Annotated in this window: 10 protein-coding genes; 9 read left to right on the top strand and 1 reads right to left on the bottom strand. The window is 40.9% G+C overall.

Translation table 11 applies throughout. The features are described 5' to 3' along the window. Nucleotides 1-113: 113 nt before the first annotated feature. The 9 genes from uvrC to pgi all read left to right on the top strand — a co-directional run bounded on the left by uvrC (nt 114) and on the right by pgi (nt 13,375). Nucleotides 114-1,907, top strand: a complete 1,794-nt coding sequence (gene uvrC, locus AC3E9U_RS15040) for an excinuclease ABC subunit UvrC (RefSeq protein ID WP_488747747.1) — start codon at nt 114-116, stop codon at nt 1,905-1,907. Then, complete coding sequence (locus AC3E9U_RS15035; protein ID WP_488747746.1) at nt 1,882-4,197, top strand: patatin-like phospholipase family protein; 2,316 nt, start codon at nt 1,882-1,884, stop codon at nt 4,195-4,197. The genes uvrC and AC3E9U_RS15035 overlap by 26 nt, the downstream gene beginning before the upstream one ends. A 109-nt stretch (nt 4,198-4,306) precedes the next feature. After that, nucleotides 4,307-5,779 carry an amino acid permease gene (locus tag AC3E9U_RS15030; RefSeq protein WP_488747745.1) on the top strand — a complete coding sequence of 491 codons (1,473 nt, stop codon included), beginning with the start codon at nt 4,307-4,309 and terminating at the stop codon, nt 5,777-5,779. Between the two features lie 243 nt (nt 5,780-6,022). After that, nucleotides 6,023-7,180 carry a homogentisate 1,2-dioxygenase gene (locus tag AC3E9U_RS15025; protein WP_488747744.1) on the top strand — a complete coding sequence of 386 codons (1,158 nt, stop codon included), beginning with the start codon at nt 6,023-6,025 and terminating at the stop codon, nt 7,178-7,180. Between the two features lie 111 nt (nt 7,181-7,291). After that, nucleotides 7,292-8,455 (top strand): 4-hydroxyphenylpyruvate dioxygenase, encoded by a 1,164-nt coding sequence (hppD, locus tag AC3E9U_RS15020; RefSeq protein WP_488747743.1) that lies wholly within the window; start codon nt 7,292-7,294, stop codon nt 8,453-8,455. Between the two features lie 299 nt (nt 8,456-8,754). Next, nucleotides 8,755-9,549 (top strand): DUF3108 domain-containing protein, encoded by a 795-nt coding sequence (locus AC3E9U_RS15015; protein ID WP_488747742.1) that lies wholly within the window; start codon nt 8,755-8,757, stop codon nt 9,547-9,549. Further along, nucleotides 9,549-10,475: a tryptophan 2,3-dioxygenase family protein gene (locus AC3E9U_RS15010; RefSeq protein ID WP_488747741.1), complete on the top strand. Its 927-nt coding sequence runs from the start codon at nt 9,549-9,551 to the stop codon at nt 10,473-10,475. Before AC3E9U_RS15015 ends, AC3E9U_RS15010 begins: the two co-directional genes overlap by 1 nt. Before the next feature lie 27 nt (nt 10,476-10,502). After that, nucleotides 10,503-11,738 (top strand): peptidoglycan DD-metalloendopeptidase family protein, encoded by a 1,236-nt coding sequence (locus AC3E9U_RS15005; protein ID WP_488747740.1) that lies wholly within the window; start codon nt 10,503-10,505, stop codon nt 11,736-11,738. Continuing rightward, complete coding sequence (gene pgi, locus AC3E9U_RS15000; RefSeq protein ID WP_488747739.1) at nt 11,738-13,375, top strand: glucose-6-phosphate isomerase; 1,638 nt, start codon at nt 11,738-11,740, stop codon at nt 13,373-13,375. Before AC3E9U_RS15005 ends, pgi begins: the two co-directional genes overlap by 1 nt. An 8-nt stretch (nt 13,376-13,383) precedes the next feature. Here pgi and mfd read toward each other — a convergent pair whose 3' ends face one another. Then, a complete protein-coding gene (gene mfd, locus AC3E9U_RS14995; RefSeq protein ID WP_488747802.1) occupies nt 13,384-16,647 on the bottom strand; it encodes a transcription-repair coupling factor in 3,264 nt (1,087 codons plus the stop codon). Nucleotides 16,648-16,723: the final 76 nt, after the last annotated feature.

The raw sequence follows: 16,723 nt of genomic DNA, 5'->3' as shown, positions 1-16,723 counted from the left end.
ATCATTTTTTAATGTAAAAATTATGGGATTATAGCATGTTTATACGTTTTTTGTGTCAAATGAATTTGTAAATTTGAACAACATTCGAATTTTTAATCCGACAATTCCATAAAATGTCGCTTTCCGCTTTAGAACTCCAAATCCAAACCCTGCCCGATAATCCGGGAGTGTATCAGTATTACGACAAGGAAGGGAAAATCCTTTATGTGGGAAAGGCCAAGAGTCTGAAAAAAAGGGTCGCTTCTTATTTCAATAAAGTACACGATAATGCCAAAACCAATGTGCTGGTTAAGAAAATAGTGTCCATAAGACATATTGTTGTTCCGACTGAAACCGATGCACTTCTGCTGGAAAACAATCTGATAAAAAAATTGCAGCCCCGCTATAATGTATTGCTGCGTGATGATAAAACCTATCCATGGATCTGCATTAAGAATGAAAGGTTTCCGCGCATATTTTCCACCCGCAAAATGATTAAGGACGGTTCGGAGTATTTCGGACCTTATACCAGTTTTAAGACCGTACATACGATCTTGGAGCTGATTAAAGAATTGTATCCGTTGCGAACCTGTAATTATGACTTGAGCAAAGCCAACATCGACAGCGGAAAGTTCAAGGTTTGCCTGGAATATCATATCGGGAATTGCAAAGGTCCGTGCGAAGGGTTTGAAACGATTACGAATTACGAAAAACAGGTGCAGGCCATCCGTGAAATCCTCAAAGGGAATTTTAGGGAAAGCTTAAAGGATTTTAAAAAACTGATGGGGGAACTGGCAATGGAAATGAAGTTCGAAGAAGCCCAGAAAATAAAGGAAAAGATCGAGGTTCTGGAAAATTACCAGGCACGATCAACCATCCTGAATCCGAAGATCTCCAGTATCGATGTGTTTTCAATCGTATCTGATGAGAGCATGGCCTACGTGAACTTTTTACAGATTTCCCATGGGGCCATTATCCGATCACATACGATGGAAATCAAAAAAAAGCTGGAAGAAAGCGACCAAGAACTTTTGGAATTGGCTGTGGTGGAATTGCGCGAGCGTTTTCATCTGAATTCCAAAGAAATTATATTGCCCTTTGAATTGAATTTTGGTGAAAAAATAAAAGTGACCGTTCCCAAACTGGGCGACAAAAAACAGATTCTCGACCTGTCGGAACGCAATGCCAAGTTTTACCGAATGGATCAGCTGAAACAGATTAAAATAGTAGATCCGGACCGGCATACAAACCGTATCATGGCTCAGATGCAGAAGGATTTACGCCTTCCGGTGGAACCCCGCCATATTGAATGCTTTGATAATTCCAATATTCAGGGAACGAATCCGGTTTCGGCCTGTGTGGTTTTTAAGGACGGAAAGCCGAGCAAGAAGGACTACCGTCATTTCAACATCAAAACCGTGGAAGGTCCTAATGACTTCGCTTCCATGGAAGAAGTGGTTTACAGAAGATACCGCCGATTGCTGGACGAGAATCAGCCCCTGCCGCAACTGATCATCATAGACGGTGGAAAAGGACAATTGTCTTCCGCATTGAAAAGCATTGATGATTTGGGTCTGCGAGGAAAAATTACTATTATTGGTATTGCCAAGCGTTTGGAAGAATTATTTTATCCGGGTGATTCGGTACCGCTCTATCTGGATAAGAAGTCGGAAACGCTTAAAATTATTCAGCAACTGCGAAATGAAGCACACCGTTTCGGTATTACCTTCCATCGCGACAAACGAAGCAAGGCCGCTTTAAATTCGTCGATCGAAAGTATTCCCGGAATCGGAGAAAAAACGATGCAGGCACTGATTTTGCACTTTAAATCGGTGAAACGACTAAAAATGGCGACAGAAAAAGAAATTTCTGACGTCATAGGTCTTTCAAAAGCAAAAAAAATTGTCGAATTTTACAAAAACGAATAACGGTATGCAGATTCAGGCACCAGCCAAAAGCCAAAAAGTTGAGGGTAGCAGAAAGAGCTGCTTTTTATTTGCATATCAATTATTGGTGATTGCTTTTTGTTTGGTATCTACGACCGCTATCGCCCAGGATACTGTTGTTCAGCCTAAAAGGCCTAAAATTGGGCTGGTTTTGAGCGGAGGAGGCGCAAAAGGTCTCGCGCATATCGGTGTCCTGAAAGTGTTGGAAGAAGCAGGCGTAAAGATTGATTATATCGGTGGGACCAGTATGGGAGCTATTGTCGGCGGATTGTATGCGGCGGGATATACGGCACATCAGTTGGATTCCATTTTCAAAGTAGCCGATCCGGATGCTTTACTACAGGATTATATTCCGCGAACTTCCAAAAGTTTTTTCGAGAAACGGAATGATGAAATGTATGCTTTGATGCTGCCTTTCAATAATTTCAAAATTGGTGCTCCTCCGGCGCTTTCCAAAGGAATGTATAATTACAATCTGCTTAGCAGGCTGACGAATCATGTGCGTTACGTTCGCGATTTCAACCAACTTCCGATTCCCTACGTGTGTATAGCAACCGATATCGAAACCGGTGAAGAAGTGGTGATCCGAAACGGAATCTTGCCCAAGGCGATTTTGGCCAGTGGTGCCTTTCCTTCCCTGTATACTCCGGTTGAAATCGATGGAAGACTTTTGATAGACGGCGGTGTGACCAACAATTATCCCATCGAAGAAGTTAAGCGCATGGGAGCAGATATCATTATCGGAGTTGATGTTCAGGAAGGTTTGAAAGACAGGACCAGAATCGGCGGAGCTACCGGAGTGATGGCGCAGATTGCCAATTTCAGCATGATCGAGAAGATGAGCGAGAAAAGAAATGCTACCGACATCTACATAAAGCCCGATGTTACCGGCTATTCCGTTATTTCTTTTGACTTAGGTCAAGAAATTATCAAAAAAGGGGAAGATGCGGCTTTTGCGGTATATGAAATTTTGGCCAAATACGGTGAAAATCCAAAAAAGGTGCCGCAGAAAATTTATGCGACAAAATTGACTGATACGATCACTATTGATAATCTGAAGGTGAGCGATCTTAATAATTATACGCGACCTTACGTGTTAGGGAAATTAAGATTTAAAAACAATTCGGCCGTTACTTTTCAGAAACTGAGCGACGGGATTGGAAATTTAAGTTCGACACAAAATTTCAGCTCGATTGCCTATTATTTCGATAAGAATGACGATGAGGGTGAGCAGATGGTATTGGAATTAAAAGAAAATCCAATTAAACGCTATCTGAAGTTCAGTATCCATTACGATGGTTTGTATAAAAGTGCGGCTTTGGTGAATGTGACCCAGAAAAAAGTCTTTTTTAAGAATGACAATTTTTCGGTAGATTTCATTCTGGGAGACAATTTCAGATACAATCTGAATTATTACTATGATAATGGTTTTCAGTGGAGCTTTGGGGTGAATTCCTACCTGAACCAATTCAACAAGAACAGTTTGGTGGATTACAGCGACGGAAAAGCTTTGAAGGATTTGAGCGTGCATTCGATTCCTCTTTCTTATTTGGATTTCACTAATCAGGTATTTGCCCAAACCATTTTCGCCCAAATATTCCTTATTGGCGGTGGAGGGGAATGGAAAATCCTTAAGATTGAATCGGATGCGTTGGAAAATTCCGATTCGGTTATTGAAAACAGCGGGTATTTTTCTTTGTACGGTTACATGAAGTTTGATTCAAAAGATAAAAATCATTTTGCGACAAGAGGATGGCATTTCCTGGGGGATTTCAAATCGTTTTTGTATTCGACCAATTATACTAACAACTTTGAGCCGTTTTCCATTGCCAAAGCAGATATCGAGTTGGTGCACAGTTTTTTCAAAGGGGTGGCTTTTAAAATCCAGTCGGAAGGCGGATTTGCCATAGGGGAACGAACGGTTCCTTTTCATGATTTCGTTTTGGGAGGATATGGCTACAACATGGTTAATAACTTCCGTCATTTTTACGGCTATGATTTTCTTAGCATCCCGGGCGATAGTTACGTAAAGGGCGAAGTAGGATGTGATCTCGAGTTTTATAAAAAAAATCATTTGAACTTTTATGCTAACTTCGCTAATGTGGGGAATGCTATTTTTGAAGATGGCAGCTGGATTACACATCCGACGTACTCGGGTTATGCGGTCGGCTACGGATTGGAAACACTTATCGGTCCCATCGAATTAAAACACACTTGGTCTCCTGAAACGAGAGATCACTTTACCTGGATCAGTGTAGGGTTCTGGTTTTAGTGGTTTATTGCAAGCAATCACCTCTTTTCTTGTTTTAATTTCATTTTTTTGCAGCAATGTTTCAAAAAAATTCTATTTTTGGGGACATAAAATTACCAAAACTATAGATATGTCAATTTGGAAAAGAAAATCTATTAATTCTTTATTGGCCGAAGCTTCGGATTCGGAAAAAGGGTTAAAAAGAACGCTTACTGCCTGGACTTTGGTAGCACTTGGAATCGGTGCGATTATCGGAGCGGGATTATTTGTTAGAACTGCTGCTGCGGCGGCAAACAACGCCGGTCCTTCTGTGACGATTGGTTTTATCGTGGCAGCTGTAGGATGTGCCTTGGCAGGACTTTGTTATGCGGAATTATCTTCTTCCATTCCAATCGCGGGAAGTGCTTACACGTATACGTATGCAACCATGGGTGAATTTTTAGCCTGGGTAATCGGTTGGGATTTGATTTTAGAATACGCCGTGGGAGCGGCAACTGTGGGAATCGCCTGGAGCGAATACCTCAATAATTTACTGGTCAATGTCTTGCATACCAGTCCGATACCTTATGAATGGTGTCACTCGCCATTTCAGCATTCCGCAGACGGGGTAAGCGGAATCATCAATCTGCCGGCGCTTTTCATTGTAGGGGCTTTAAGTTTATTGTTGATCAGAGGAACACAGGAATCGGCTTTCGTTAACGGAATCATTGTAGTGCTTAAAGTAGCTATTGTAGTAATGATTATTGTTTTAGGATGGCAATTCATCAATCCGGCAAACCATGAGCATTACATTCCGAAAGCAACGATTTATACGGATCATCAGGGGCTAGATCATAATTTCGGTGGAATCATGGGGATTTTAGGTGCTGCCGGTACCGTTTTCTTCGCGTTTATCGGTTTTGATGCGGTTTCGACTGCGGCTCAGGAAACTAAAAATCCTAAGAAAGATATGCCAATAGGTATTTTAGGGTCATTAGCAGTATGTACTGTTTTATATATCCTTTTTGCTCACGTATTAACCGGAGTAGCTAATGTTGAAGATTTCAGAGGTGAAGGTGGTGAGGCATCGGTAGCATATGCAATCAACAAATACATGGTAGGATATGAATGGTTAGGACAGTTTGTAACCGTGGCTATTTTAGCTGGTTTCTCTTCGGTAATCCTTGTGATGCTTTTAGGTCAGTCACGTGTATTCTATTCAATGGGTAACGATGGTTTGTTGCCGAAAGTATTCAGCGAAGTACATCCGAAATACAAAACACCTTATAAAGCTAACATGATTATTTTCGTAATCGTTGGTTTGTTCGCCGCTTTTGTGCCTGGAGATATTGTTGGAGATATGACAAGTATCGGAACATTATTCGCTTTCATCCTTGTTTGTATTTCAGTAATTGTGTTGCGTAAGACCAATCCGGAGATGAAACGTGAATTCAAGACGCCATTTGTTCCATTCGTTCCTGTTTTAGGAGTGTTGGTGTGTTTGGCAATGGTTTACGGATTAGGTTGGCCAAACTGGTTGCGACTGATTGCCTGGATGATCATCGGATGTGTGATCTATTTCGGATACAGTAGAAAGAACAGTAAGCTGAATAACGGAAAGTAAGTTCTCAAGATAGAGCAAAAGGATTAAAAAGGTAACTTTTTAATCCTTTTGTGTTTTTTAAAAGTGTGACTGCACTGTTTAACAAATCGTATTTTTTCCGATATTTGTAAAGTATATGAATAAGCATTGGACGGGTTTATTAGCGCATCTTAAGTTCCTCATCAAGAGAAATCCTGAGTGAGCGCTTTTTGTTTGGTATGAGCGGGGTTTTCAAACTAACGTTGAACTTTAAACAAATAAAAAATGCCATTTTATCATAAACTTGGAAAAATTCCACATAAAAGACACATACAATTCCGTAAAGAGAACGGTGATTTGTATTATGAGCAGTTGTTCGGGACCATCGGTTTTGATGGGATGTACACCAACATGTACCACGAACACCGCCCAACCCAGGTAAAGGAAATCCGCAAACAATACAGCGTAGCTCCAAAAATTGCCAAAGCAAATAACATTCAGTCTTACCGCCTTCGCGGATTTCAGGTGCCACAGATTAACGATTATCTGGAAAGCCGAAAAGCTGTGCTGACAAATAGTGACTGTACGATTATTTTAGCCGCTCCGAAAGAATCCACACGCGATTATTTCTATAAGAATACCGATGCCGATGAAATGATCTTCATCCACAGAGGAACCGGGAAATTAAGAACCATGTTAGGGAATCTTGATTTCAAATATGGAGATTATCTGATCGTGCCTCGCGGAATGATCTATAAAATCGACTTCGATACCGACGATAACCGTTTGTTCATCGTTGAGTCAAGGCGCCCTATTTACACTCCGAAACGCTACAGGAACTGGTTCGGTCAGTTGTTAGAGCATTCGCCGTTCTGTGAAAGAGACATCCGTCGTCCGGAAGAACTGGAAACACACAACGAGAAAGGTGAATTCATCATCAAGGTGAAAAAGAAAGATGAGATTTTTGAAATGGTTTATGCGACGCATCCGTTTGATGTTATTGGCTACGACGGTTTCAATTATCCTTATGCGCTTTCCATTCATGACTTCGAACCGATTACGGGAAGAATCCACCAACCGCCTCCGGTACATCAGACTTTCGAAACCGATGCGTTCGTTGTATGTTCCTTCGTGCCGCGTTTGTATGATTATCATCCGCAGTCGATCCCGGCACCTTATAACCACAGTAATATCGACTCTGATGAGGTTTTATATTATGTGGATGGTGATTTCATGAGCCGAAATGACATCGAAGCAGGTCATATTTCATTGCACCCGGCCGGAATTCCACACGGACCGCACCCAGGGGCTACCGAAAGAAGTATCGGAAAAACAGAAACACAGGAATTGGCTGTAATGGTTGATACTTTTAAACCTTTGATGGTTACGGAAGACGCCATGAAAATTGCCGACGAGCAATATTACCAATCCTGGCTAGATTAATTTACAAATTTGAAAATTTGGAACGGTAGTAGTTTGGCCGTTCTGAATTTTCGTTATGGGATTTGACAATTTTCAAATCTTCAAATTTTATTAATTTTCAAATAAAACATCATGTCAGAAGAAATAAAATCAGTAGAATACGGATTAGAAAAAATTTTTGAAGGAGCACAAGACTTCCTTCCGTTAATGGGAACCGATTATGTAGAGTTTTACGTAGGTAATGCAAAACAGGCGGCCCATTTTTATAAAACCGCTTTCGGATTCCAGTCGTTGGCCTACGCCGGATTGGAAACAGGAGTGAAAGACAGGGCTTCTTATGTTTTAAAACAGGACAAAATTCGTTTAGTACTAACAACCGCTTTAAACAGTAATTCACCAATCGGTGAGCATGTGAAAAAACACGGAGACGGGGTTAAAGTTATTGCACTTTGGGTGGAAGATGCGCGTTCGGCGTATGAAGAAACTACAAAACGCGGAGCAAAATCTTATTTTGAACCGGTTGTTGAAAAAGATGAAAATGGTGAAGTAGTGCGTGCCGGAATCTACGGTGCTTACGGAGAGACGGTTTTTGTTTTTGTAGAACGCAAAAATTATAACGGAATCTTTTTACCTGGATATAGTGAATGGAAATCGGACTACAATCCGGAACCGGTTGGACTAAAATATATAGACCACATGGTTGGAAATACGGGGTGGAACCGAATGAATGAGGCTGTAAAATGGTTTGAAGATGTGATGGGATTTGTGAATTTTCTTTCTTTCGATGACAAACAAATTACTACTGAGTATTCTGCATTGATGTCGAAAGTGATGTCAAACGGAAACGGACGCATCAAATTCCCGATCAATGAACCGGCAGAAGGTAAAAAGCGTTCGCAAATTGAAGAATACTTGGATTTTTACGAAGATGAAGGCGTTCAGCATATTGCAGTAGCGACCGATGATATTATCAAAACGGTTGCCGATATGCGTTCAAGAGGCGTAGAATTCTTGAGCACACCGCCTCAAGCGTATTATGACGCGATTCCGGAGCGATTGAAAGATCATATGAATAAATTCAAGGAAGATATTCATGAACTGCAAAAATTGGGGATCATGATCGATGCCGATGAAGAAGGTTACCTGTTGCAGATTTTTACCAAACCGGTGGAAGACCGTCCGACACTTTTCTTCGAGATTATCCAGCGAATGGGTGCAAAAGGCTTCGGTGCAGGTAATTTTAAAGCCCTATTTGAATCCATTGAAAGAGAACAAGAATTGCGAGGAACGTTATAAAAATTATACTTTTATTACGAATAATGCAAAAATGAACTTTTTGAAGGCTTGTTTTTTGCTAATGTTGTGTTAAAGTTGAAATTTGAGTTGCAATTCTGCAATAAAACCAACTACTTTTGCACTGCGAAAATGAGGAAGTCATAAGCCCTCATTGGAGTAAGTAAATTTTTCATAATTTATAGTTTTTTGGTTGGTTAATAGCATAAAAACTCAGTCATTTTTTTGACTGAGTTTTTTTGTTTTCCTAAATTTGGAATAATAATTGCGAGGAAGGTTTTAAATCGCATAAAATTTGACCAATGAAAAAAGGTATATTACTTCTGTCCTTAGTTTGTTTGCTGGCATTTGCCGCCTCTTTTACGACGTCAAGGCAGGAGGATGCTTTTACGACAGGTGAATTTTTTAAGTTCCGAATCCATTACGGATTGGTAAATGCCGGCTTTGCAACGTTAGAAATCCGCGAAGCCGTTCGGAATAACAGAAAAGTGCATCATGTTGTCGGAAAGGGCTATACAGTCGGCATGACTAAATTCTTCTTCAAAGTCTCCGATGATTATCAAAGCATGTTCGATAAAGAAACCGGTAAGCCTTATCAGTACCTTCGTAAGATCGATGAGGGCGGATATACAAAAAATCAGGAAGGCTTTTTTAATCAAACAAAAAATTCGGTACTTGTTAAAGATTATAAAAATAATACCGAAAAAACATTTACCGTGCCTGAAAATGTTCAGGATATTGTATCTTCGTTTTATTATTTAAGAAACCATCCGAAAATAGATAAGTTGACTCCGGGCGAGTCGATTGTAATCGATATGTTCTTTGATGATGAGGTGTATAAATTCAAACTTAAGTACATCGGAAGAGAAGATATTGAAACAAAATTCGGAACAATCCCAACCATGGTTTTCAGGCCTTATGTACAGTCCGGAAGGGTGTTTAAGGAGCAGGAAAGCTTAACCGTTTGGATTTCGGATGACGATAATAAAATGCCGATCCGTATAAAAGCGAGTTTGGCAGTAGGTTCGTTAAAAGCCGATTTGGATGGATTCAAAGGATTAAAAAACTCTTTTAAGGTTAAAGTAAAAAAACAATAATGGAAATTACACCGGAAATTCAGAACACCCTGAATCATATTGATGAAAAATTCAAAGCAATAAATCAAAAAACAGACACGCATTTAGAAGGTCTTTTATGGGCTAAACCAATCACGTATTGGGACTACATACAAACGGATGCTCTTTTGAATTTGCAGATTCAGCGAACTACGTTACCGGATGAAATGGTTTTTATCATGTACCATCAGATAAACGAGTTGTTGTTCAAAATGATTTTGTGGGAAATTGAACAGGTTTCCAATGCTGAGACGTTAACAACGAAGTTTTTTGCTGAAAGACTTAATCGAATCAGCCGTTACTTCAATATGCTTACTACCTCTTTCGATATCATGGGTGACGGAATGGAACCTGAACAGTATCTGAAATTCAGAAACACATTGACACCGGCGAGCGGTTTCCAAAGTGCACAATATCGTTTGATCGAATTCGCATCAACCGATCTGATCAATCTTATCGATCGCCGTTTCAGAGCTACGATCGATCGCAATACACCGTATGAGCATGCCTTAGAGCATTTGTACTGGCAAGCGGGAGGAAAAGATTATGCAACGGGCGAAAAATCATACTTGTTAAAAGGATTCGAGAAGAAATACAAGCCGGAATTCCTTGCGTTTATGGAGGAATACAACCAGAAAAACCTTTGGCAGAAATTCAGACAATTGCCGGAAGCGGATCAGAAAAACGCCGATTTGATAGCCGCTATGCGTCATTACGACAGAACAGTAAATATCACTTGGGTAATGGGTCATTACAATGCAGCTGTAAAGTATATCGAAAGTGTTCCCGGTAATCATGAGGCTACCGGCGGAAGCGACTGGAAAAAATATATGTTGCCAAAATACCAAAGAAGGATATTTTTTCCCGAACTTTGGTCGAAAGAAGAATTGGAAAAATGGGGAGAATAACAAAATAACCAACCTAAACCAACTAAATTGAGATACGTCACAATCATATTATTATCATTAATATTATTTGCTTGTAACAAAAAAGAAGAAAAAGAAGGAACAAAAAAAACCGAAGCCCCAAAAGAAAAAATCATCGTTGAATTCGGATTCAAACTGAACGATTTCAAAGTAGTTCATGATACGATACAATCAGGAGACAGTTTCGGTAAAATATTGGGAGAACAGGGATTTGATGCAGCTAGAGTGCATCAGATCAACGAAAAAGTAAAAGACTCTTTCGATGTTCGCGACATCCGGATAGGAAAACCATTTACCTTACTTCAAAATAAAACAGCGCCCAACGACTTAAAAGTATTCATCTATCAGCCCGATAAGATGAGTTATTATGTCGTGGATTTGCGTGACTCCATTCCATTGGTTTATAAAAAAGAACGTCCGGTAGTTATTAAACGCAGAGCCATTGCGGCTGCTATTGACGGTTCGGTTTCCAGCACGTTAAGCCGTGCAGGAGTTTCGCCCGGTTTAGCACCGGAATTATCCAAAATTTATGCGTGGTCTATCGACTTCTTTAAAATTCAGAAGGGTGACAAGTTTGCAGTTATTCTTAATGAAAAATATCTTGAAGGAGGCGAATACCTTGGCGTGGAAAGCATAGAAGCTTCCTATTTTGAGTACAAAGGGAAGAAGATTTATGCGTTCCCATTCAAACAGGATGAGAATTCCAAAAGAGTGGATTATTTCGACGAAGAAGGAAAAGTCCTTAAAAACATGTTCCTCAAAGCGCCGCTAAAATTCGTAAATATTACTTCGCGTTTTGCCAAAAGCCGTTTTCATCCGGTTCAGTTGCGCTGGAAAGCACACAATGGAACGGATTACGCAGCAGCGACCGGAACGCCGATCATGACCACAGCCTCCGGGACTGTGATCCAAACAGGATACACCGGTGGTAACGGAAATTTCGTGAAAGTTAAACACAACGGGACCTATACCACCCAATACCTGCACATGTCAAAGATCCTTGTGCGACAAGGTCAGCATGTACAACAGGGACAGGTAATCGGTAAGGTAGGAAGCACAGGTCTGGCTACCGGACCCCATGTTTGTTACCGTTTCTGGAAAAATGGAATTCAGGTAGATCCTTTACGTCAGAAATTACCAAATTCGGAACCTATGAATCCAAAATACAAAGCGCGATTCATTGCCGAAACAACTCCGTTAAAAAAGGAGCTAGATAGTGTTTCATTAGCTAAATTTGCAGAATAATGGCGCTGATAAACACAAATCCTACAACAACTAAGGCTTGGAAGAAATTGCAGGATCATTTTTCCGTGATGGAGCATGCCTGCATGCGGGAAATGTTCTCCAATGATCCGGAGAGAACTGATAGATTTCATATTCATTGGGGTGAATTCTTATTGGATTACTCCAAGAACCGCATCAATTCGGAAACGCTTGCGCTGCTTTTGGAATTAACAGAAGAAATCAATCTTAAAGATGCCATTCAGAAGTACTTCTCAGGGGATAAAATCAATGTGACCGAAAACAGAGCGGCTTTACATACTGCCTTGCGTTCTTCGGAAAAATCGCTTTTGATTGACAAGAAGAATATCATCCCTGAAATCGAGGAAGTACAGAAAAAAATTAAGTCCTTTTGCGAATCCGTTATTTCCGGAAATCGAACAGGATATACAGGAAAAGCCATTACAGATGTTGTTAACATCGGTATTGGTGGTTCTGATCTAGGTCCGGATATGGCTGTGGAAGCGTTACAGTTTTACAAAAACCATTTGAAGCTGCATTTTATTTCCAACATAGACGGCGACCATGTTGCGGAAAGCATCAAAAATTTAGACCCCGAGACCACTTTGTTTATTGTGGTTTCAAAAACGTTCACCACTCAGGAAACGATTTCGAATGCTACAGCATTGAAAAAATGGTTTTTGCAATCGGCCAATACGGAAGCAGTAGCCAAACACTTCGTAGCGGTTTCGACCAATATTCAGGAAGTAACCAAATTCGGCATTTCTCCGGAAAACACATTCCCTATGTGGGATTGGGTGGGCGGCCGTTTTTCAATGTGGAGTGCCGTAGGTTTGTCTGTCGCATTATCAATCGGCTTCGAAAATTTTGAAGAATTGCTGGAAGGCGCCCGTTTGATGGACGAGCATTTTGAGACGGCTTCTTTTGAAGAGAATATCCCTGTACTTTTAGCCTTGTTGAGCGTTTGGTACAATAATTTCTTCGGATGTGAAACCGAGGCGGTCATCCCGTATTCACAATATCTTAAAAAGTTAGCACCATACCTGCAGCAGGCATTTATGGAGAGTAACGGTAAACGAGTGGACCGTGACGGAACACCTGTTAACTACCAGACTGGAAACATCATTTGGGGAGAACCGGGAAGCAATGCACAACATGCGTTTTTCCAGTTAATTCACCAAGGAACAAAATTGATACCTTGTGATTTTATTGGTTTTATCGAATCGCTTCACGGCAATGAGGAACAGCACAATAAACTGATGTCCAATTTTTTTGCCCAAACGGAAGCGTTGCTTTTAGGAAAAGCCGAGGAGGACGTAACTATAAAGAGTGCTGAGAATGAGTTTTTAATTCCTTTTAAGGTCTTTAAAGGTAACAAACCAACAAACACCTTGCTTATACGAAAATTGACGCCACAAACGCTTGGATCGTTGATTGCGATGTATGAGCATAAGATATTTGTGCAGGGTGTTATCTGGAATATCTTCAGTTATGATCAGTTTGGCGTGGAATATGGAAAACAACTGGCCAACACCATATTGGATGAGATCACAAGCGGAAATTCAAAACCTCACGATAGTTCAACCGAGTTTCTTTTGAAGTATTACTCGGATATAAAAATAGAAAAGCCTCAGATATGAGGCTTTTTTTATATCGATTCGATTAGCTCTAAGGCGCGTTTTACTGATTTTACATTTTCAAAGGTCAGCAACAGTCGCAAGCCGTTTTTGGTTTCTTTCTCTTTCATTTTGCAGAGATTTCCGTTTTGCTGCACGAATTGTAACACTTTCATGAATTTTGCGGACTGGTAGAAATCCGATTGCTGGTCGGAAACAAAATAGCCTACCATTTTTCCCTGTTTCAGTACCAGTTTCTCAATTCCGATATGGGTCGCTTTCCATTTGATGCGGATGCTGTTTAACAAGGCCACCGCCTGTTTTGGCAAGGTACCGAAACGGTCAATCAGTTTTTGTTCGTACTGCTGAAGCACTTCTTCCGTTTTGATTATGCTTAATTCGTTATACAGGTTCAGTCGTTCCGAGATATTGTTGATGTATTCGTCCGGGAACAACAGTTCGAAATCGGTGTCAATCTGAATGTCTTTGACGTATTCCTTGGTTTCGATGTCGTTTTCTTCGGGATACAAATCCTTAAATTCGTTTTCCTTCAGTTCCTCAATCGCTTCGTTCATGATTTTCTGATAGGTGTCAAAACCGATGTCATTGATGAAACCACTTTGTTCACCTCCCAACAAATCTCCTGCACCGCGAATTTCCAAATCTTTCATGGCAATATTGAAACCGCTGCCCAATTCACTGAACTGTTCCAAAGCCTGGATTCGTTTTCGTGCTTCGTCCGTCATGGCTGAGTACGGCGGACAGATGAAATAACAGAATGCTTTTTTATTGCTACGTCCCACACGCCCACGCATCTGGTGCAAATCCGACAAACCGAAATTATTGGCATTGTTGATAAAAATCGTATTGGCATTTGGTACGTCCAAACCACTTTCAATGATGGTTGTGGCTACTAAAACATCAAATTCACCGTCCATGAAAGCCAACATCAGTTCTTCCAGTTTTTTACCATCCATCTGGCCATGGCCCACACCAACTTTAGCACCTGGAACCAAACGCTGGATCATTCCCGCAATTTCTTTGATGTTCTCAATGCGGTTGTTGATAAAATACACCTGACCGCCGCGTTCAATCTCATACGAAATCGCATCTCGGATCACTTCTTCGTTAAATCCGACCACTTGGGTTTCTATCGGGTAACGGTTGGGTGGAGGCGTGGTAATTACCGATAAATCCCTGGCGGCCATCAAAGAAAATTGAAGCGTTCTTGGAATCGGAGTCGCGGTCAGTGTAAGAGTGTCCACATTATGTGCGATGGTTTTCAGCTTGTCTTTTACGTTTACGCCGAATTTCTGTTCCTCGTCGACAATCAGTAAGCCCAAATCTTTGAAAAGCACATTTTTGTTTACCAACTGATGGGTTCCGATTAGAATGTCGAGTTTTCCGTCTTCAAGCTGTTTCAGGGTTTCTGCTTTTTGTTTAGCCGATCGGAAGCGGTTGATATAACCCACACTCACGGGCATATCTTTCAGACGTTCGCGGAAGGTTTTATAATGCTGAAACGCTAAAATAGTCGTCGGAACCAAAACGGCAACCTGTTTTCCGTTGTCAACAGCCTTAAAAGCAGCACGAATGGCCACTTCGGTCTTTCCGAAACCAACGTCGCCACAAACCAGGCGGTCCATAGGACGGTCGTTTTCCATGTCGGTTTTTACTTCCTGAGTCGCTTTCAGCTGATCGGGTGTGTCTTCGTATATGAAGGACGATTCCAATTCGGCTTGCAAATAGCTGTCGGGTGAAAAGGCAAATCCTTTGTCCAGACGGCGTTTTGCGTATAATTGAATAAGATTGAAGGCAATGTGTTTTACACGCGCCTTGGTTTTTTGTTTTAAGGTTTTCCAGGCGCTGGATCCCAATTTGTAAATTTTTGGAGGCGCGCCGTCTTTACCGTTGTATTTAGAGATTTTGTGTAAGGAGTGAATACTCACATACACGATGTCGTTATCGGCGTAGACCAACTTAATGGCTTCCTGTGTTTTGCCTTCGACCTGGATTTTCTGCAGACCGCCAAATTTACCGATTCCGTGATCGATATGCGTTACGTAATCGCCAACGGAAAGAGTGGTGAGTTCCTTTAAAGTGATGGTTTGCTTTTTCGAATAACCGTTTTTCAGATTGAACTTGTGGTAACGTTCAAAAATCTGATGGTCGGTATAACACGCAATCTGGTTTTCGTCGTCGATGAACCCCTGAAACAGCGAAAAAACAATGGTATGGTATTGTTTTCTGAGGTTTTCATGATTGGCTTCGTCAAGACTTTCGAAAATATCGTGGAAACGCTTTGCCTGTCCGTCGTTGGAGCAGAACAAATAGTTTTTGATCCCGTTAAAATGATTGTCGTTCAGGTTGTTCAAAAGCAGATCAAACTGTTTGTTGAACGAAGGTTGTGGCTGGGTATGGAATTCAAACGTTTTTTCGGTTCTGAAAATCGGTTTGGACGCCAGTTCCACCAGCGTGAAATCCAACGCTTTTTTTACAAAGGCCTGCTGGTTCAGGAACATGGAGTCGGGCGAAGCGTGCTGAATATCTTTCGATAATTTCTCGAAGGCTTCATTGGCTTTGCCGAATAGTTTGTCTAATTGCGATAACAGCGAATCAGTATTCTGAAGGAACAGTACGGTTTGCGGATTAATATAATCCAGAAAACTTTCGCGATTTTCTTTCAGGAATTTATTTTCAACATTCGGAATGATGGTGATCTTCTTCTGTTTTTCGATGGAAAGTTGTGTTTCCACATCAAAACTACGGATGGAATCCACTTCATTGCCGAAAAATTCGATTCGGTACGGATTGTCATTGGAAAACGAAAACACGTCGATAATTCCGCCTCGCATGGAAAACTCCCCTGGTTCGGAAACAAAATCCACACGTTTGAAGTTGTATTCAAACAAGACTTCGTTAATGAAATCGATGGAAATGGAATCGCTAACGGCTACTTTGAGCGTATTTTTGTCCAATTCTTTTCGGGTAACCACTTTTTCAAAAAGTGCATCGGGATAAGTAACAATAATAGCCGGTTTTTTGCGCGAATTGATACGGTTCAGCACTTCGGCGCGGAGCAAAACATTGGCGTTGTCAGTTTCTTCGATCTGATACGGACGACGATAGGAACCGGGATAGAACAATACGTCCTGATCGTTAATCAGGTTTTCCAGATCGTTCAGATAATAGGCGGCTTCTTCCTTGTCCTGAAAAATTAGCAAATAAGGTAAGTCCGTTTTGCTGAAAAGCGCTTCAATCACAAATGAGAGCGAGGAACCGATCAGTCCTTTCATCTGGATTTTCGATTCACGTTTTCCTAATTGCTCAGCGATTTGGGCAATTTTTGTCGATTTGTGATAGCTATTTTGA

This window comes from Flavobacterium sp. 21.1 (assembly GCF_057801535.1).
This window is presented reverse-complemented; position numbering and strand designations above follow the sequence as displayed.

Bases quoted from the DNA above. Each gene is read 5' to 3' on its own strand.
- hppD (WP_488747743.1), top strand. From the start codon at position 7,292: ATGTCAGAAGAAATAAAATCAGTAGAATACGGATTAGAAAAAATTTTT.
- mfd (WP_488747802.1), bottom strand. From the start codon at position 16,647: ATGAAAGGACTGATCGGTTCCTCGCTCTCATTTGTGATTGAAGCGCTT.
- AC3E9U_RS15015 (WP_488747742.1), top strand. From the start codon at position 8,755: ATGAAAAAAGGTATATTACTTCTGTCCTTAGTTTGTTTGCTGGCATTT.
- uvrC (WP_488747747.1), top strand. From the start codon at position 114: ATGTCGCTTTCCGCTTTAGAACTCCAAATCCAAACCCTGCCCGATAAT.
- AC3E9U_RS15030 (WP_488747745.1), top strand. From the start codon at position 4,307: ATGTCAATTTGGAAAAGAAAATCTATTAATTCTTTATTGGCCGAAGCT.
- AC3E9U_RS15025 (WP_488747744.1), top strand. From the start codon at position 6,023: ATGCCATTTTATCATAAACTTGGAAAAATTCCACATAAAAGACACATA.
- pgi (WP_488747739.1), top strand. From the start codon at position 11,738: ATGGCGCTGATAAACACAAATCCTACAACAACTAAGGCTTGGAAGAAA.
- AC3E9U_RS15010 (WP_488747741.1), top strand. From the start codon at position 9,549: ATGGAAATTACACCGGAAATTCAGAACACCCTGAATCATATTGATGAA.